Origin of the sequence: Paenibacillus sp. UMB4589-SE434 (genome assembly GCF_030226685.1) — a bacterium.
GTDB lineage: Bacteria > Bacillota > Bacilli > Paenibacillales > Paenibacillaceae > Paenibacillus_B.
The window spans coordinates 445,635-463,909 of record NZ_JASOYK010000004.1; the positions used below are offsets into that span (position 1 = coordinate 445,635).

An 18,275-nucleotide genomic window follows, 5' to 3' on the forward strand; every position below is an offset into this window, starting at 1 on the left:
ATAACGTTTAAATAAAATAATTTCTGCTAAATGTCTACTGTAAGCTCCATGAACTGATGGAACCGTACATCAATTATCCATCTGGAGTCTCCTTGTAATACATGCACCTTGACCTTGTAACCGGGTGAGTAAGGAGGCAGCGCAACATGCGAGCGACAAGACAGCTCCCGACAAAGATTAAAGAGCAAGTGAAGACGACTATTTTATATTACGCATGGACGGATTTAAGCCTGGATAACCATTTTTGTGAGCAATGGTTAACCGTGACAGCGGACGAAGTGACAATATGGTCAGCGAGTGCAGCACTGGCCAATCAGATCCAGCTAGCGGATATAATCAATGCGCGCACGGTTGAGGCTATAGGCGGCGGCTCATTTATCGTTGACCAGCATTCAGGCTCGCAGGTGCTGCTGCGATATTCGGCAGGGCTTGCTGCCATGTTTGGCTATGCAGCCAAGCTGATCATGGCAGTCGTTCAAGATGACGTGCTGCCCGAAGCCTCAGAGAACGATTCACCACATGTGTGTTCGGTGTGCAGCGCAACATGGTCAAGTGGGGCCAGGTCTTGTCCAGCATGTAGAGACCACCGCAGAGTGTTGTCGCGAATGCTCGGATATGCCAAGACCTACAAGAAGCAAATGGCAGTAGCGGCCTCATTGCTTGTTGTAACAACGTTAATCGAGCTTATTCCGCCCTATATTACTAAAATAATGGTAGACGACGTGCTTCAGCCTATGAACTTAGGTGGTGCTTTATTATGGCTTGTCATTGCGCTCGCGAGTACAGAGCTTGTGCTGGCACTAGGACAAATTGTTCGTGGATTTATAGGTGTCAGGATCGGCGCTAAGCTGATGGGAGAAATACGAACCGACATCTATAATGCGTTAATGGGGATGTCGCTCGCTTTTTTTGACAGGCGACAGACGTCCCAATTTATTGGCCGCGTCAATAACGATTCGGAAGCGATGCGTCAATTTCTGACGGATGGTCTCATGTGGGTAGGAGGCAATGCATTAAAGCTTATCGCCATTATCCTGGTTATGCTTACGCTGGACTGGAAATTAACTTTGTTGGCGGTGCTGCCTGTGCCGTTGATTATTTTATTTTCTGTGCGAATATGGCCTAAGGTTAGGCGGATGTGGTATCGACAGTGGCGTTCTATTTTTAGACTTAACGGTCAGGTTGGCGATTCTCTTTCTGGCATTCGTGTTGTTAAAGCATTTGGCCAGGAACAAGCGGAGAAGGAGCGGTATGCAGCAGCTAATAAGGATGCGGTTGTGCAAAATGTGAAGGTAGATGGTTTATGGTCTGCTGTATTTCCGATATTTGCTTGGCTTGCGGGCTCAGGTGTGCTGCTGACGTGGTACTTCGGAGGGGACGCTGTCCTGCGAAATCAGATGACACTCGGTGTCTTGATGGCTTTTATTGCGTATTTAGGCATGTTTCTTGGACCGCTCCAGTGGTTCAGTCAAGCTGTAAATTGGACGAATCAGGCATTATCGGCTGCAGATCGGGTATTTGAGATCATGGATACCCCTGTAGAAGTCGCTGACACAGCGCATGCGCTTGCACTTCATCAAGTACGCGGTGAAGTGAGATTTGAGCAGGTCAGCTACGGATATGAAGCGAACCGTACTGCGTTGAAAGAGATTGATCTCACCGTCAAAGCAGGAGAGATGATTGGTTTGGTCGGCCATTCCGGAGCTGGCAAGTCTACCTTTATTCATTTGCTGTGTCGATTCTATGATCCTGGCAGCGGCCGTATTCTGCTGGACGGCACGGATCTGCGGCATATTAGGCAGGAGGATTTGCGTCGGCACATCGGTATTGTCTTGCAGGAGACGTTTCTGTTTGACGGAACGATTGCGGAAAATATCGCATATTCCAAACCGGACGCTTCACCAATGGATATTATACGCGCTGCCAGCATCGCCAACGCACATGACTTTATCGTACGTCTGTCACATGGTTACGATACGCGAGTCGGTGAGCGAGGCCATCGCTTGTCAGGAGGCGAAAAGCAGCGGGTAGCGATTGCGCGTGCCATTATACATAATCCGCGTATTCTGATTCTTGATGAAGCTACGGCATCAGTTGATACGACTACAGAGCGGCAAATTCAAGAAGCCATTTCACAGTTGATCAAAGGTCGAACTACTTTTGCCATCGCCCACCGATTGTCCACACTAAAAGATGCAGATCGGTTAGTCGTACTGGACCAAGGTCGTATTGCTGAGATAGGTACGCATGAAGAACTGATGAGCATTGGGGGGAAATATTTTAGCCTCGTGCAAGCTCAACAAGAACTATCAAGCGCAAGGGGGCGTCTGGTGTGAGATCACAACGTGCGAATTGTGAAATCAAGGAATTGTCTCCCGCAAGCATGTCGCTGACACGTTCGATCGGCGGTATATTATCCGGCTGTATTGAAGGTAGAGCGTATGACGAATTAATTTTGTATCGTACTTTTCCAGTTACAGACCCAGACCATTATGTGTCGGTTCGAGACGGTAACGGAATTGAGCTGGGTATTATCGTGGAGCCCCAGGAATTGGACGAGGAGAGTCGGTTTGAGCTTGCTAAGGAAATGCGATTGCGGTATTTTATGCCGCATGTAACGTGCATTCAAAGTGTGAGGTATATCCATGAAATGTGGATATGGCAGCTTGTTACGGACGCAGGACCGCTGCGGCTGATCATGCCTAACCTGCATGAACATATGCAAATGCACGGAGCTTCTCGTCTTCTGTTAACGGATGCTCAAGGGAGACAGTGTGAGATTGCTAATATGGATGAATTAGGCCCGAGCAGCAAGAAGTGGTTAGCAGATGTGCTGTAGCATGATTTTGACTATTCGATATGTGAAAAGGGCTACAATAAGGTTAAATTGCATAGTTATTGCTTTAGAAGGTTAGCTTCGCTATAATAACAATTATATTGCACTTAAGGGAGAGACTTTAATGTTGGTGACCGTTCTTAACTAATCAAATTCCATATTGAGGCTTCTGTATATTGATGTTGTCTAATTTTTACAGATGACAACGTTTATTTTTATTGCGCAGAAGAGTACCTCGGAATTAGTTAAGAACAGCGGATATCATACAATGCCCTAGGTGTATACCTATCTTATTGACGCCATCATCCGTGCTGTGTTCAGCGCGGATTTTTTTGTTATTATGGCAGTTTATTTAGGATAGGCAGCTCTATTTACGGCAGGGAATGACGATGTCATTCTCTGCCTTTTTTTATTTTGACAAGGAGGAATAGACAATGAATAACACGCATTTGCAGCGCTTGGAATACGGAAAGATCAAAGAGGCACTTGAGTCTCATGCAGCTTCTTATCTTGGCAGGCAGCATATTGCAGATATGAAGCCACTTACCAATCTGAAGGTAATCCGGCAGCAACTGGATGAAACGGCTGAGGCTAAGTTCATGCTGCAATCTGGGGCCAGTGTACCGATTCCTTCACTAGAGGGGATCGATCATATTTTAAGTCTGTTGGACACTGGCTATGTGTACAGCGAACAGGACTTTATGCATATGCATCAGTTTCTGCATAGCTGTGCGCAGCTCATGAAGTATATGAGGGCTAAAGCTGCGATTGCCCCGCATGTTAGCGCCTATGCGATGGCGATGTTTGAGCTAACCGCACTGAAGTCCGAGATTGAGCGTTGTATTCATCATGGTCGTGTTACTGATTATGCCAGTAAAGACTTGATGAAGGTGCGCAAACGGATCGCAGCGATGGAAGAGCGATTAAAAGGCAGATTAGCAGCGTTAATGAGCAGATACAGTTCTATATTGCAAGAACGGATCTTTAGCATGCGTAATGAACGATATGTCTTGCCGATCCGCAAGGAGCATCGGAAGCAAGTGAAAGGTACGGTGCTGGATGAATCGGCAAGTGGCCAGACCGTATATATCGAACCTGCAGATATTATGCACCTCCAGCAGGAGCTTGCTGCCTATCGGGCGGAGGAAGCTCGAATTGAAGCTAAAGTGCTGAGCGAACTGACGGCTTACGCCGAGCAATACGCACATGAGATCCGTATTAATGTGGATACGGTAGGAGCTTATGATTACTTATTTGCAAAAGCGAAATATGCAATCTCCATTCAGGGAAGTAATGTTCAACTAAATGAGGCCGGCCGCTTACTCTTGAAGGAAGCAAGGCATCCTTTGCTCGGAAGTATGGTTCCGCTTCAATTTGCGATCGGAGACACTTATCAGTCGCTTATCATTACGGGGCCTAACACTGGTGGCAAGACACTTGCACTTAAGACGGTAGGCTTATTGACCGTCATGGTTCAGTCGGGTCTACTAGTTCCCGTTGCAGAAGGCAGCATGTTCGCCGTATTTGATCATATTGCAGTTGATATGGGGGATGGACAGAGCATTGAACATGCGCTCAGTACATTCTCAGCGCATATCCGTAATGTGATCGACATTTTACAGGTTGCCAATCACGCTACGTTAGTGCTCATCGATGAAATGGCGTCGGGTACTGATCCTGGCGAAGGGGTAGGACTATCGATTGCGATATTGGAAGAGCTGCATCGCAGAGGAGCCACCGTGGTGGCAACGACTCATTTTACAGAAATCAAAAACTTTGCCGGTACGACGCCAGGTTTCGAGAATGCACGCATGGCGTTTGATCCCGATACATTGCAGCCAGCCTATCGTTTAGTGATCGGCGAGGCGGGGCAAAGCTACGCCTTCTTGATCGCCTTAAAATTAGGATTGCCTGTAAGCATTATTAATCGGTCACGTGAGCTCACTTCAGCAGAGTCAAAAGCAATAGGAGCTGCACAAGAGACAGGAGTTGAAGCAACAGCAGAAGATCACCCAGATGTGCACGAAATACACGTAGTACAAGACATGAAACAAGAAATACAAGTTATACACAAGAATTTAGAATCACATGAAAAGTTAGAAGCAGCTATATCGGATGCTGTGTCCAAGCCAGAACGTGAAGCCACAAAAACACCAGCAGGCAGCAAGCATATACAGGCCAGCAACAAGCTCCAGCAGAAACAGGAAAAGCAAGCTCAAATGCAAAAGGAGGTTCGCTATCAACTGGGTGACAGCGTGCGCATTCCTTATCTGGGCAGGACTGGAATCGTATGTGAGATGGAAGACAGCAAAGGGATTGTCGGCGTGTTGATTATGAAGCAGAAGTGTAAAATCAACAAAAAGCGATTGGAGCTTCATGTGGAGGCAAAGGATCTCTACCCGGACAATTATGACTTGAGCATCGTCCTGGATACGAAGGAGAACCGTAAGAAGCGGAAACTGATGAGCCGCAAGCATGTGGAAGGATTGATGATTGAGATACAAGCAGAAGATTAACGAATAGGTGAAGGATAGAAGAGAATAAAGGGGATCATGTACAATTAATTGAAGTGAAAAGAAATGTGCGCATGTAGAAGCTTGCGCTTGCGTTGACGGAGGAACAATGAGCAGCGACAGAATTGATGAGTGGGAACTGCAAAGTAAAGCGGAAAACTCGTCTTCTTCGCTGCCTATATGGTAAGCCTAAGCCGTTGGATGTTATGCTAGGTATTAATCCGTTTAAAGTCGATCTATCTAAGTAAAGGATGGGAAAGTGAGCATGTACAATGATTGAGGTTACAGGCGCTATTGATAAGCAAGGAAGATGTAAGCATTATCATCAAGAAATGGACGTTGTAGCTATTAAATTTAAATGTTGTAACATCTATTATGGTTGTTATTTTTGTCATGAGGATTCAGCGAATCACCCTGCGGTTACCTGGCCTAAGCAAGAGTGGGACAGTAAAGCGATACACTGCGGTAATTGCCAGACTGAGCTGACGATCCAGACGTATCTTAACAGCAATTATCGCTGTCCTGTGTGTCAGTTTCAGTTTAATCCGAAGTGCGCGAACCATTCACATCTTTACTTTGAAGCGGACTCCGTATCTACATGCAACCTATAACGGATACAGAATACCGTGTCTTTCGATCAGTTCGAAAGACACGGTATTTGCTGTATCCAGCTGCACTGTAAAGTTTAAGAAGCACTGACTGGTCACATATTACTGCTCTTGAACAGTCCCGCACGCAATTCGATCACCGGAGTTTCCGGAAGGGTCTGTTATGTAGTCATCCGCTTTGGCATGAATAATAATAGAGGTCCCCCCAGACTTCAGTAGAGAGTTGGGTTGATCTTTCACTAAAGTGACCGTTTTGGTGGAGAGGCTTGCTTTTACGGTGCCATAAGTCCCTACTTCAATGTTGGGCAGATCTCCGCTGTGGAATCCTTTAGGATTGTGAAATCCGTGCTCTTTGTGCTGGGGATTCAAATGGGCTCCGGCCGTCTTGAAATCAGGAGTATCACATCGACCTGTCTCGTGAAAATGGATCGCGTGTATGCCAGGCGTCAGATTGCGAGCCTCGATGGAGAGATGTACGGTATCCCCTGATTGCGTAAGGCGAGCAGTTCCGATTGCTGCTCCTTCGTTGTTGATCATATTCACGGTTATTTCGGGCTGCTTGGCTTCAGCTAGAGCTGTACTGTTAGCACAGGCGCTTAACAGTAATCCGCTCAATAGTAGACTCGTCATTGCTAACTTGTTCATCGTGTCCTCCTTGGAATGTGACTTCCATACTAGTGTTTACCTATTTTCAATAAAGAAAACGGAGGGGGACGGAATGACATCCAAATGGTTTTAGCAAGCCGTATGTCATGATATACAAGTTAGGAGCGCGGTCAGTTCATTTAGCAAGCGATCATTCATAATCGGACCATCATAATTCCATCTGCCGTCAATTAGGTTGGCTGCCATTTTGAGCTGCGGCCAATTAGCTAGCATCGTGTCGAATGGCATCCATCCTAAATAATGCCAGGCGCCAGATGAAACTTATGCATTTACAGCTATAAAGGTAGAGCTGGGGAAAGGTTGCCGTTATAATAACATTGATAATGAGAATCAACATCAACATCTGTTGAATAAGAGTAGTCTGGAATAGATGTGCTTAGGGAACAGAGCTATCCGGTGAACAAGGTGAACAGGCTCAGGCAGGAGGGGTGGCAAGTTGAATAGCAAATGTGTGCAGCGTCTCTACATGTTAAGAGAAGCAGGGACAATGTGCTTACAATCCAATCAAGAGCCAATAAACGCGAGGGTCGGTGCTCCGACATTACTCGTGGTAGACGATAGAGAGGTTGCACTCTCTATCAATGGCAAGTGCTTCCCAGTGGGAAAGGGTAGTATCGTATTTATGAGACCGGAATCGACGTATGAGATCTCCTACACAGGGCAGAGGAAGAAACTTCTACTCCCGTATGTGCAGTATGATATGTACCTGTGCAGTCGCTGGGACGGAGATGCCGTCACCTTTGAACTAGCCCATACGGAGCTTCCAATAAACGGAGTCTTGTCCGTTGGTGTGAATAAGAAGGTGATGTCTTGGTTTCGTGACCTACGCGAGTGCTGGATAGGTACGAGAGAGATGGATGATGCAAACGAGCTGCTGCGCTTATTGTCAAACACTATTTTTAAAGGAGCGATTCAAGCTGGCAGCGCGAGGCAGGATATTACGTTGGAACAGCTGCTTGCCTACATTCATGAACACTTTGATCGGGATATTTCGCGCACAAAGATCGCCCAGTTAACGGGATTTAACCCCCGTTATTTTTCTGTGTGGTTTCGAAAACAGATGGGCTGGACATTTACAGAGTATGTGAGCCGCATCCGTATTAATGAAGTGAAAAAGCAGTTGCTTACAAGCGAACATACGATTAGTCACATCGCCCATCTAGTTGGTTATGCAGATGGCTTGTACCTTAGCCGCAAATTTAAGCAAGTAACGGGTATGACACCTAGTCAATTCAGGGACATGCCAGTTCCCCGTCGTATTGTGTGCTTGCAGTTTGCTGGAGATTTGTTGGCGCTTGGCATTACACCTGTTGCCGTGGATAAAAGTTATTTGCGCAATTCTTTGTTATTGAGTCCGGAATGGGAAGGAGTTATCGAGTTAGATTTGGATCATCCTTCTTTGAATGACTGGGCTGCACTGCAAGCTGATCTGGTCATTGCACCGACTTATGTTGATCCAAAGTTAAGCGAATTATTGGAAACTGCAGGCCCGTTAATTACGATTGAAGCGGACAAGCTGGACCGGATAGAGGAGGTTCGACTATTCGGAAAATTACTAAAGTTGGAAAAACAGGCGGAAGCCTGGATCGCGGATTACAGGCAGAAAGGATCTCAGGCGAGGCGGCAATTGGCACCTCTAATTCATGCTGGAGACACGGTTGGGGTGTATGAGATTCGTGATGATGAACATCTCTATATATGGAATCATACCACAAGAGGGGCTTACAATTTGTATAAGCTGATCGGTCTGAAACCGCCTGAGCGTGTGCGCAAGGAGGTACTGGAATGTCATCGCCATCTCTATATTCATGAGTCGGTGCTGGCGGAGTATGCGGCTGATCACATGTTTGTGGTCGTTCCAGAAGAGGAGGGCTGGCTGGACAAAATGAAGCAATCGATCTCACGTCATCCGATATGGAGCACACTGAGCGCGTATCAGTACCAACGTATATATTTTATTAGGCTGGAGGATTTCTGGCACAGTGAAGGCTTGGCATTGGAACGGCAGCTGCAGGTTCAACAGGATATATTGTCAGCTACAAGCCTGATCTGACTTTTATCCATACACGAAACGATGTCCTTTTGTGAATATACGGCGTTGAGGGTGGCTGTTATAGTAGGCTTAGAGCGGGTTGATAATGATTCTCATAGATGGAACTGGAATAAAACCATTATGCCATATCGTACAGATGTAGAATCACTGCACGCGCTTGTGCAATATTTGTGGGAAGCGGCCGTTACCCTGATTTCGGTATACATAAAGGAGTTTATCATATGCGTAAATATGTACATTTGTACGCGGCATTTGTTATGCTGCTCATGACCGTCGTATGGACGGGGTGTTCTTCAGCATCGCCAAGCCATTCAGGCGTTACACCAGTTGCATCAGGAAATGAAGTCTCTTCTTCCGAGCACACAAATGCCACAGCACAGACGAGGACAGTGTCCACGATCAAGGGTGACGTTGTCATTCCTGCACATCCACAGCGCATTGTTGTGGATTTGTATCTCGGAAGTCTGATTGCATTAGAGGTCAAGCCAGTGGGCACACCAGAGCTTAACTTAAAAAATCCATATTTTACGAAGGCACTTGCAGGTGTTGAAAATATAGGGGAATATGAACAAATTTCGCTTGAAAAAATTATGGAGCTACAGCCGGACACGATTATTACAGGAAATGCGGAAGCGTACGAGCAGTTCAGCAAGATAGCACCTACGATATTGGTTCCGTTTGGCGAGCTTAAAGATACGCATGAGGAAGTGACGTATTTTGGCAAGGTACTCGGCAAGGAGACCGAGGCAAAGGCGTGGTTGGAAAAGTATGACCGTCGAGTAGCTGAATTAAAAGAGCGAGTAAATCAAGCTGTACCGAAAGAGGCTACCTTCTCCATCATGGAGGACTGGGGCAAGAGCACGGGCGTATTTGGCGACAACTTTGGCAGGGGCGGGCAAGCGATATACCGTGCACTGGGTCTCCATCCGCCTGCAAAGAAAGCAAAGGAAATAATGGAGCAGCAATCCATGGAGGTGTCGCAAGAGGTACTACCTGACTTTGCAGGTGACTATATCATTTTAAGCTCAGAGACCATTACGATGGAAGACCTGAAAGCGGATCCCGTCTGGAAAACACTTGATGCTGTTAAACAAGATCGAGTATACATATGGAAGCATGAGAAATCATGGTACTTTGATCCAATTGCAACGTTATCGCAGACAGAGGAGCTTGCTGCTTGGATCACGAGCATCAGCGAGAAGTAGGGAATTCATAGATATCAAGTGCCAGATACAAATTAGGTATTATCATAATAGGAGAGAGACGGCTGTTCGATTCAACAGGAGCCGTCTCTTTTTTTATTAAATTACAGTGAAACTTGGCAAGTACAGTAAATAACTTAAAGACAACTCTTATTTTACAGATCTGAACTGGGCTGCACTGATTACTTGAAGCATGGTTAAACTGTTTCATTTTTGTACATTTTTTATAAAGTAAGCAGCAATATTAATGATTGACATCAAGGTTACAGCAATTAACAGGTAAAAGGAAACAGAATCGCCTTTAAGTGATAATTCGTCTACAATGTAACCCATTTGATATGTCATAAAAACAGATACCGCTGTGCATATAAATGAGATACTTATGATTGATAAACTATTAAACAGCTTAATTCGATTGTTCTGAAAAATAATAGTTATCCATAAAATAGCGAGAATAATGATAAAAAAAATATAAATAGGTCTCAAATAATCAAAAACAGCAAGGTTGTCCATAATTTCTCCCCGTTATGAAATGAATTCGACCTTTTTCTCGTAACGCTATTTTCGCATTAATATTTTCTCGACCCCGTGTCGTTCTCCTTTTACGAGAATCAGCTCAGCACGAGGCTTGGTTGGCAGTATATTTTCCGTAAGATTCACCAGGTTGATGTCTCTCCATATTTGCTGTGCAAGCTGCTGCGCTTCCTCTTCTTGCAGGTCAGCAAAACGATGGAAGTAGGATTCTGGTTTTTGAAAAGCGGTTGTTCTCAGCAAATTAAATCGCTCAATGTACCATTGCTCCAGATGCTGCTCACTTGCATCAACAAAGATGGAATAATCAAAGAAGTCGCTTACAAAAATACTGCCTTCCCGACTAACCTGCAGCACATTAATTCCTTCGACAATGAGAATATCTGGACTGTTAATGGTTTGCTCCTGATCAGGAACAATATCGTAGACCAGATGGGAATACATCGGTGCTGTGACATTAGGTTTACCGGATTTGATATCCGTCAAGAAGCGAAGCAGCCGCTTTGTATCGTAGCTTTGGGGAAAGCCCTTTTTATTCATCATTCCCTGAGATTGCAGAACTGCATTTGGATATAAGAAACCGTCTGTTGTCACCATGTCGACTTGCGGATGCGAGTCATATTGCGACAACAGAACCTGCAGCAGCCTTGCGGTGGTACTCTTGCCTGCTGCAACACTGCCGGCGATGCCTAGTATAAAGGGCGCTTTGGGCCCATCCAGCTGCAAGAATGAGGATAAGGTATGATGCAATTGCATAGACGCCATCACACGATGATGAATCATTTCAGCGAGCGGAAGGTAAATGTCGTTTACCTCTTGAATGGACACTTGATCATTAAGTCCTTTTAATTGTTCAAATTGTTCCGGTGTCACGGATGTATGCATACGGCTGCCTAGACTGGCCCACCGTTCTCTTTCAACCGTACTGTAAGGAGAAGACTTTGGCATAGATGATGGACCTCACGTTTCAATCAGTTTAGATGTCGCAATGAAGAACATGTATTTCATTATTTTATTACTAAATGCTCGTCAAGCCAAGTAGGACGTAACTAGGAGGATTGAGCTGAAGCAGACTGGGACTGAATGGAGTGTCTAATCGATTGACGCTATTATAAAATATGCCTATCTGTTCAGAATGCAGTAAATTATAGTCGAATAAGTGCACGTTCATATCAGAGTTGTGTGTTCGGATTATTCCTCGGGAAATAATAGAGTAAACAGCAGATCGAAACTTGTTGGAAATGCGGACTCGTTAGTATAATGGTAGTAATTTGTTACTTAAGGAAGAAGGTTGTTAGTATGAAACGTACACTCGTTGTAAGTGACATTCATGGTGAACTGGACAAGCTGAATCGGCTTCTGGAATTGGTGAATTATGATTCACAGCTTGATCAATTAATATTGCTCGGGGATTATGTGGATCGAGGCCCGGATCCGCGAGGTGTCATCAAGAAAGTGATGGAGTTAAAGGCTGCAGGCGCCCTTGCTCTTAAAGGGAACCATGAGGATATGATGATCAAAGCGTTGACAGGAGCGGGGAATGACGCTTGGAATCGTTGGTTCAAGCGGAATGGCGGCGACAAAACACTGCTGAGTTATGGGATTAGTCAAGAGCTTTTGATTGAGAAGCCAGAGCAAGATACTTATGAACTTGCCCCCTCCGAACGTGCTGTGGAATTATTGGCAGATTTAGCGTTTTTACAAGAATTGGATCATTATATTGAAACGGAAGATTACATATTTGTACATGCAGGTGTTCATCCTACCATCCCTATTCACAAGACAGATCCTTACACGTTAATGTGGATCAGGGAGGATTTTCATCAGGGATATGAAGGACAGAAGACGGTCGTGTTTGGCCACACCACAACGAATGGGCTTCATAGGGACGTTGACAATCATGAAATATACTATGGAACGAATCGGATCATTGGTATTGATGGCGGGGCTGTCTATGGCGGGCAATTAAATGCGCTGGATGTAACAAATAACAAAGCTTATGCTGTGAAATAATAAAAGGAGGGAGACCATATCGGTGCTCTCTCCTTCTTTGTATGGTTTGTGTTACTCGTTCCCTTTGTACAAAGCACGATACTCACTAGCCAACATACTCATTAAGATCGAATCGTGGTACTGATGATTGTAGAATATAATCTCCCGTTGGACACCCTCCTGCTTGAAACCTAATTTCTTATATACGTGCATGGCGCGGTCATTGTACGTAAATACGTTAAGCTCGATCCGATGTAAATTCAAAATACCAAAGCCGTACTCCAGCATTAGCCGGATTGCTTCTGAACCATATCCTTTACCCTGATGGGATGGGGCATCAATTGCGATTCGTAGATTAGCGTTGCGGTTAATAGAATCGATATCTTGAAGTGCGATATCACCGATTAGCGTGTCGGAAGAGGCTTCGGCGATAAGCAGCAGCACAGTGGTCGAATCTTGTGCTTTACTCTCAATGTAGCTGTGGATCTGCTCTTTAGTAAAATGCCGTTGTGTACCGGTTAATCTTCTCATTTCCGAATGAAATAACAGATGATAATAGGACTCTGTATCTTCTTGATTGACGGGTCTTAAATAGACGTGCTGTCCTTCCAAAAAACGTATCGGCTCGTATGGTTGTTCTGCTGCTGACATCGTTAGTGCCTCCTGTAGTTATCGTAATAAACCCAAATATAGACTCACTATACCTATAATCTGTATACTTGAAAATATACAGATTTGAATAAATACAAAGGACAGATATGAGAGGCGTGTAGTGTACCATGTTTATTTCTAAGTTAGATAAGCAGCACTCGAAGCCGCAGTATGTGCAGCTTTATGAGCATATCAAGCATGAAATGGTGACGGGCGGCTTGGCTGAGCATACCCGCATGCCTTCTATTCGATCATTAGCGGACTTCTTAGGAGTCAGCCCAACCACAGTAGAATCCGCCTATAGTCAGCTCCAGGCAGAGGGTTATTTGGTGAGCAAGCCAAAGCGAGGGTATTATGTTCAGCCTCTAGGTGATCTGGAATTGAACATTGTGCGGGACAAGGGGGGAGGTGCCCCTGTAGATATAACCAAAAGAGCTGCATCAAGGGCATATCCAGCAAGAGATGGTGCCTCATACCAATACGATTTTCACTTATCCCAAAATGACTTCGCTCTATTTCCGTTTCAGCTATGGCGAAAGATGTCCAATCAAGCACTGCGTCCTGAAAATCAACATTTGTTGTTCTATGGAGACCCACAAGGAGAATATGGACTGCGTGTGCAAATTAGCCGTTATTTGCATCGCTTCCGTGGCTGCCAATGTACACCAGATCAGATTGTTGTTGGCTCGGACCAGCATCATTTATTAACTTTGCTAAGCAGCTTGTTAAAACTACCAGTACAACATATCGGTGTGGAGAATCCGGGTTATTTACTTCATGCTGAGACGTTTAAGCAAAATGGGTTTCAGGTGTCCGCCATCCCTTTGGAAGCGGATGGGATCTGTATCGGGGAATTGGTCAGCCGTCAAGTACAAGCCGTCTGTGTATCGCCATCACACCAGTATCCTCGCGGCATGACGATTCCGATCGGCAAGCGGATTCAATTGTTGGAGTGGTCGCGCCAAGCGGGGGGCTATATCATTGAGGACGATTATGATGGTGAGTTCCGCTATCATGGTCGAGCAGTGCCTGCGCTGCAAGGCTTGGTGACGGATGCCAATGTCATCTACTTGGGTGGATTCTCTCAAGTGCTTGCCCCTGCTTTGTGTGTGCATTACATGGTGCTGCCTGCTTCATTGATAGATGCCTATCAGCGCTTGGAATATTATACGCTGCTGGAGCAATCCTCATCCAGGCTTCATCAATACACGCTCCAACTTTTCATGGAGGGGGGGCATTTGGAGCGCCATATTCGCAAGATGCGCAAATGGTACGGACAAAAGCACGATTTGGTGATCGAAACGATCCAACGTGTCTTTGCAGGGAAGGCGCAAATTATCGGTAAAGATGCCGGATTTCACATCCTGCTGCGGATCGATCATACCAAAACGGAGCAGGAACTGGTCGTGCTGGCCAAGCAGGCGGATATCCGTATAGCTTCTGCTGCTTATACTTGGCTGGAACCGCCGCAACATACGCACAAGGAATTTCTTTTGGGCTTTGGCGGCATTAAGCTGGAGCAGATTGTAGAGGGAGTGGAGCGGTTGTATGAAGTGTGGTATGGAGAATGATATTCTACCACCCTATTTCGAGTTAGAATACTTGAAATAGGAGTTTGATAGGAAGGAACTGTATATCTGAAAACCGTATACTCGTTGAGATAAAGGAAACTAGTTGTTGAAGTTAGTTTCCTTTTGATTTTCTAGGCATTATTTAATTGTATATCCAAATATTGTTTGGAATCTTCTTTGACCATGGCGTATGGTGTTAGAGTGCAGGGTCTTTTTGTAAGTTACATATAAATGATGGAAATAGGTGAAAGCATGAGAAAAATGATCATTTGGTTCCTCGTAAGTTTATTTGCAATAAGTATGTGTGAGTCAGCGTACGCTTTATCCGTTAACGAGTATATATATGACTCTAATGGACAGATGAAGTCTACATATAATTATGACAATCGAAGCAAAGTAGAATACAACTATAGTTCGAATGGAAACGTTACGTTAAAGAAGCATAGAGTTGACGCCCCGGTTCCAGCATTTAATAGACTGAGCAACTCTAACTTTAACAGCTTTATAAATGGAGTTGTTGAAAAATGGGAAATTTCAAAGTGGGATGTCCCCAAAGCTGAATTTAAAGAAGTTGAACATCTCGGAGCAAAGGCGCAATCAGTGCGATGCTCGGAGATGAAAAACAATGGATATTGTGGAATAAGCCAAGTGGTAGCTGTACATCCAAGTCAACCGTACACATTGCGTGTGTCGATGGATATTCAAGAACTCCGTGAAAGCAAAATGCAATTATATGTGGACTATTATGATCAAGCACAGAAGTTTATCAGTGTCAATGTCCAAGAACTTAAAGGTCCAATTAAGACAGGTTATGTTACGTTCAGCCTTAGGGGGAGCATTCCAGCTAATGCTTCAACAGCACGGGTTTATGTTTTGTCGAGAAGCGAATCGGATAGTGGGCAGGCTGCTTTCTATATACGGAATGCGGAATTTCGGTATGGGATGGATTCTAACCTGTTAAGTAACGGATCAGTTGATGGAACGAGTGGTCAGGAAATCGCTGATTTATGGACGAGGGTAGGATGGAATGTGAAACAGAGTAATAGCCTTGTGCGGGAACATGATCAAAATAATATTCAAGAAGTGTTCTCAGCTCAAATTGGCGAAAATGGATTTTCGGGGATAAGTCAGGCGGTACATATTCCCTCATCTAAACAAGGTACTCCATTTAAAGTCTCGGCTAGCTTTAACGTTCTGAGACTGGAGGACGCTTATGCGCAGCTCTACGTGGATTTTAAGGATGACAACGGGAGCTTTGTGGGAGCGTATTCTGCTCCTTATTTTACCAATACAAATGGTAACGCTATTACGATTTCGGAATACGGACAAGTCCCTGCAACAGCGACGCATGCAATCATTTATGCATTGATTAGAGGTCAAAAAGATAACAGTGCAGGCCACATTCTAGTGGATAATTTGAGATTTGCATACAACGAATCAAGTATAACTGCAGATGAAGAATTTGATGTATACCCTAATGGAGATATGAAGTCAGATTATTGGGATAAGGTAGTATGGAGCTCTGATTCATATGATTTTCAACTGCGTCAGCAAAAAGACAAAGCGATTGCTCAATATATATCTAGCAAAGCCATCAAGGCAAATGGAATTGTAGGTGTAGTGCAAAAATCAGTGATTGTGCCATTACGAAATTTCAAAGCTACTAGTGATGTGAGAATAAGTCATTTATACAATGCCAAAGTTCAGCTTTATATCGACTTTTTTAATGTAGATAACCAATTTGTAGGGGCAAGTATTGTTGAGGGGGATAAGGTGACAGGAACTACACCAACTACACTTACAACTGCAGGGAAGGTGCCTGAGCAGGCAGCATATGCATTTGTGTATATATTAATTAGAGGCATTTCGGATGGTGGGGAGGGAGAGATATTAGTTGAGAATGTTAAAATGGCATATCAGTAAGGTAACGATAACAGTTGGGTTATTGATTTGTGTATGGTATTTGCAGTTACCGGCAAGCACAGCACAAGCTGCATTGGACGAGCATGTGCAGTGGGGAGATAGCATGGTCGTTAATCTGGATGGTTCTAAGGGGAGCGTTAACATTTATGATATTGATCAGAAGCTGCAGGCTGTGCACCAGAACGGGAAGATCTTGATTAAACAATATGATTTGCAAGGCAATTTAAAGAGAACATATCTCCAACGAGAGCATGCTGTGTATTCTTTATCCAATGCCTCTTTAACGGTATTTGTTCAACAAAAGAATCCTGATTTGCGTGAGTTGAAGGTGGCTTACTGGTCAGATGCTGTAAGTAGAGATAACTCTTCATTTGTTCTTGCAGAGAAGATGAGTAATGGATTATGGAAAGCAATTATTAAGTTTAGCGAATTATCGCCAGGTACGGGAAAGTACCACGCAATGATCCAGATTGATGGAAAAGATATACGTCAGCTTGAGTTTCAAGTTGTAGATACTGGGAAAATAGAGCTCAGTCCTAATCTCTCCCTAAATGATGACGAGGTGACGATTCGGATATCGGGTGTGTCACCGACCGTAAAAGAAGTGAGATTTCCAACTTGGACGAAAGCTAATGGTCAGGATGACCTGAAATCTCCTTGGATTATAGGATCTAAGAAGGATATAGATACATGGGAGATTAAAATTCCATATCGTGACCATAACTATGAAACTGGAAATTATATCACTCATATTTATTCCTTTGATAAGTATGGGAATAACTGTGTAATTGGTTGGGTTGAGTATACAGTACAAGGAGGCATTAAGGCCCCTACAAAGGTGGACATTTCAGATGTTTCCTACGATCTAGTTGTTTATGACATAGCGGAGTCGGTACAGCAGGTTTATTTCCCCACCTGGTCGTTAAATAATGGACAAGATGATGTGGAATGGATTCAAGGAATCAAAGAAGCACCTGGAGTATGGCGAGGTACAGTTATATATGCGAAGCACAACGATGATCTAGGTGTTTACACGACCCATGTCTACGCTGACAAAAACATGATCCAGATTGCAAATGTGACTGTCGAAAATAAATCCCTTGTCACAGCTCCAAAGCAAGCTGAATTAAAAGACGGTCCTTATCAAGTTACGGTATCAGGTCTATCGGATAAGGTGAGCAACGTCTATTTTCCAACCTGGACCGAACAAAATTGGCAGGATGATTTAAAAATCCCTTATGTTAAAGGTAACAAAAGTGTGAATGGGGATTGGACATATACCGTGAATTATCGTGATCATAAGTATGAAGCGGGTAATTATATCACTCATGTTTATACAGAAGACAAACATGGTAACAAGCGAATGATCGGGGGTCATATTACTTCTGTTGCTGCAAGCCCTTCGTATCCTACTAAATCTAAATTAATAGAGAAATGGTACGATGTTTACGTTTATGGTCTGCCGACTGCAACTAAAAACGTTCAGTTTCCTACTTGGACATCAGCCAATGATCAAGATGACCTTGAATGGATTAATGGTGAGCGTGTAAGTGAAGGGGTTTGGCGGGGAAGGATATTTTTTGATAAACACAATGGAGAAATAGGCTCTTATATCACTCATATTTATGTGGATGAAAAGTCCTATCATGGAGGGCGCGTAGAAGTTGATTCGTAATTAAGCGTGCTTAGGCTTTCGTTTTCAATTGAGTTCTGCTCTTATCCATGAACA

General features: G+C 44.3%; 14 protein-coding genes. 10 read left to right on the plus strand and 4 right to left on the minus strand.

What is annotated here, in order from left to right:
• Window positions 1–146 precede the first annotated feature (146 nt).
• From QP775_RS17270 to QP775_RS17285, 4 genes are all read left to right on the plus strand, one after another.
• Window positions 147–2,336, plus strand: a complete 2,190-nt coding sequence (locus QP775_RS17270; protein WP_285107857.1) for an ABC transporter ATP-binding protein — start codon at window positions 147–149, stop codon at window positions 2,334–2,336.
• Complete coding sequence (locus QP775_RS17275) at window positions 2,333–2,839, plus strand: DUF1854 domain-containing protein (protein ID WP_239326812.1); 507 nt, start codon at window positions 2,333–2,335, stop codon at window positions 2,837–2,839. The genes QP775_RS17270 and QP775_RS17275 overlap by 4 nt, the downstream gene beginning before the upstream one ends.
• A gap of 431 nt (window positions 2,840–3,270) precedes the next feature.
• Window positions 3,271–5,352, plus strand: a complete 2,082-nt coding sequence (locus tag QP775_RS17280) for an endonuclease MutS2 (protein WP_285107860.1) — start codon at window positions 3,271–3,273, stop codon at window positions 5,350–5,352.
• 269 nt (window positions 5,353–5,621) lie between these two features.
• The gene (locus QP775_RS17285) at window positions 5,622–5,960 is read left to right on the plus strand and encodes a CHY zinc finger protein (RefSeq protein WP_239326816.1); all 339 of its coding nucleotides are present in this window, start codon (window positions 5,622–5,624) and stop codon (window positions 5,958–5,960) included.
• A gap of 99 nt (window positions 5,961–6,059) precedes the next feature.
• On the opposite strand, the gene QP775_RS17290 is transcribed toward QP775_RS17285, so the two are convergent.
• Window positions 6,060–6,602 (minus strand): superoxide dismutase family protein, encoded by a 543-nt coding sequence (locus tag QP775_RS17290; protein WP_285107862.1) that lies wholly within the window; start codon window positions 6,600–6,602, stop codon window positions 6,060–6,062.
• Between the two features lie 105 nt (window positions 6,603–6,707).
• Window positions 6,708–6,851 (minus strand): hypothetical protein, encoded by a 144-nt coding sequence (locus QP775_RS17295; protein ID WP_285107865.1) that lies wholly within the window; start codon window positions 6,849–6,851, stop codon window positions 6,708–6,710.
• Between the two features lie 208 nt (window positions 6,852–7,059).
• On the opposite strand from QP775_RS17295, the gene QP775_RS17300 reads away from it, so the two are divergent.
• Window positions 7,060–8,676, plus strand: a complete 1,617-nt coding sequence (locus tag QP775_RS17300) for a helix-turn-helix domain-containing protein (protein WP_285107867.1) — start codon at window positions 7,060–7,062, stop codon at window positions 8,674–8,676.
• A 221-nt stretch (window positions 8,677–8,897) separates the two neighbouring features.
• Window positions 8,898–9,881: an ABC transporter substrate-binding protein gene (locus tag QP775_RS17305; RefSeq protein WP_239326822.1), complete on the plus strand. Its 984-nt coding sequence runs from the start codon at window positions 8,898–8,900 to the stop codon at window positions 9,879–9,881.
• A gap of 555 nt (window positions 9,882–10,436) precedes the next feature.
• Here QP775_RS17305 and coaA read toward each other — a convergent pair.
• The gene (gene coaA / locus QP775_RS17310) at window positions 10,437–11,357 is read right to left on the minus strand and encodes a type I pantothenate kinase (RefSeq protein WP_285107870.1); all 921 of its coding nucleotides are present in this window, start codon (window positions 11,355–11,357) and stop codon (window positions 10,437–10,439) included.
• A gap of 351 nt (window positions 11,358–11,708) precedes the next feature.
• Between coaA and QP775_RS17315 the strand changes: the two genes are divergently transcribed.
• The gene (locus tag QP775_RS17315) at window positions 11,709–12,422 is read left to right on the plus strand and encodes a metallophosphoesterase family protein (RefSeq protein ID WP_285107872.1); all 714 of its coding nucleotides are present in this window, start codon (window positions 11,709–11,711) and stop codon (window positions 12,420–12,422) included.
• A gap of 51 nt (window positions 12,423–12,473) precedes the next feature.
• On the opposite strand, the gene QP775_RS17320 is transcribed toward QP775_RS17315, so the two are convergent.
• On the minus strand, window positions 12,474–13,052 hold the full coding sequence (locus tag QP775_RS17320) for a GNAT family N-acetyltransferase (protein WP_285107873.1): 579 nt from the start codon (window positions 13,050–13,052) through the stop codon (window positions 12,474–12,476).
• Between the two features lie 128 nt (window positions 13,053–13,180).
• Between QP775_RS17320 and pdxR the strand changes: the two genes are divergently transcribed.
• The 3 genes from pdxR (at window position 13,181) to QP775_RS17335 (ending at window position 18,221) form a co-directional block, all read left to right on the plus strand.
• The gene (gene pdxR / locus QP775_RS17325; RefSeq protein WP_285107875.1) at window positions 13,181–14,623 is read left to right on the plus strand and encodes a MocR-like pyridoxine biosynthesis transcription factor PdxR; all 1,443 of its coding nucleotides are present in this window, start codon (window positions 13,181–13,183) and stop codon (window positions 14,621–14,623) included.
• Window positions 14,624–14,875: 252 nt separating this feature from the next.
• The gene (locus QP775_RS17330; RefSeq protein WP_285107877.1) at window positions 14,876–16,546 is read left to right on the plus strand and encodes a hypothetical protein; all 1,671 of its coding nucleotides are present in this window, start codon (window positions 14,876–14,878) and stop codon (window positions 16,544–16,546) included.
• Window positions 16,524–18,221: a GBS Bsp-like repeat-containing protein gene (locus tag QP775_RS17335; RefSeq protein ID WP_285107982.1), complete on the plus strand. Its 1,698-nt coding sequence runs from the start codon at window positions 16,524–16,526 to the stop codon at window positions 18,219–18,221. Before QP775_RS17330 ends, QP775_RS17335 begins: the two co-directional genes overlap by 23 nt.
• Window positions 18,222–18,275 lie beyond the last annotated feature (54 nt).

Excerpts from the sequence above, each read along its gene's own strand:
- QP775_RS17270 (WP_285107857.1), top strand. The coding sequence starts at position 147 with ATGCGAGCGACAAGACAGCTCCCGACAAAGATTAAAGAGCAAGTGAAG.
- QP775_RS17280 (WP_285107860.1), top strand. The coding sequence starts at position 3,271 with ATGAATAACACGCATTTGCAGCGCTTGGAATACGGAAAGATCAAAGAG.
- QP775_RS17285 (WP_239326816.1), top strand. The coding sequence starts at position 5,622 with ATGATTGAGGTTACAGGCGCTATTGATAAGCAAGGAAGATGTAAGCAT.
- QP775_RS17290 (WP_285107862.1), bottom strand. The coding sequence starts at position 6,602 with ATGAACAAGTTAGCAATGACGAGTCTACTATTGAGCGGATTACTGTTA.
- QP775_RS17295 (WP_285107865.1), bottom strand. The coding sequence starts at position 6,851 with ATGCCATTCGACACGATGCTAGCTAATTGGCCGCAGCTCAAAATGGCA.
- QP775_RS17305 (WP_239326822.1), top strand. The coding sequence starts at position 8,898 with ATGCGTAAATATGTACATTTGTACGCGGCATTTGTTATGCTGCTCATG.
- coaA (WP_285107870.1), bottom strand. The coding sequence starts at position 11,357 with ATGCCAAAGTCTTCTCCTTACAGTACGGTTGAAAGAGAACGGTGGGCC.
- QP775_RS17315 (WP_285107872.1), top strand. The coding sequence starts at position 11,709 with ATGAAACGTACACTCGTTGTAAGTGACATTCATGGTGAACTGGACAAG.
- QP775_RS17320 (WP_285107873.1), bottom strand. The coding sequence starts at position 13,052 with ATGTCAGCAGCAGAACAACCATACGAGCCGATACGTTTTTTGGAAGGA.
- pdxR (WP_285107875.1), top strand. The coding sequence starts at position 13,181 with ATGTTTATTTCTAAGTTAGATAAGCAGCACTCGAAGCCGCAGTATGTG.
- QP775_RS17330 (WP_285107877.1), top strand. The coding sequence starts at position 14,876 with ATGAGAAAAATGATCATTTGGTTCCTCGTAAGTTTATTTGCAATAAGT.
- QP775_RS17335 (WP_285107982.1), top strand. The coding sequence starts at position 16,524 with ATGTTAAAATGGCATATCAGTAAGGTAACGATAACAGTTGGGTTATTG.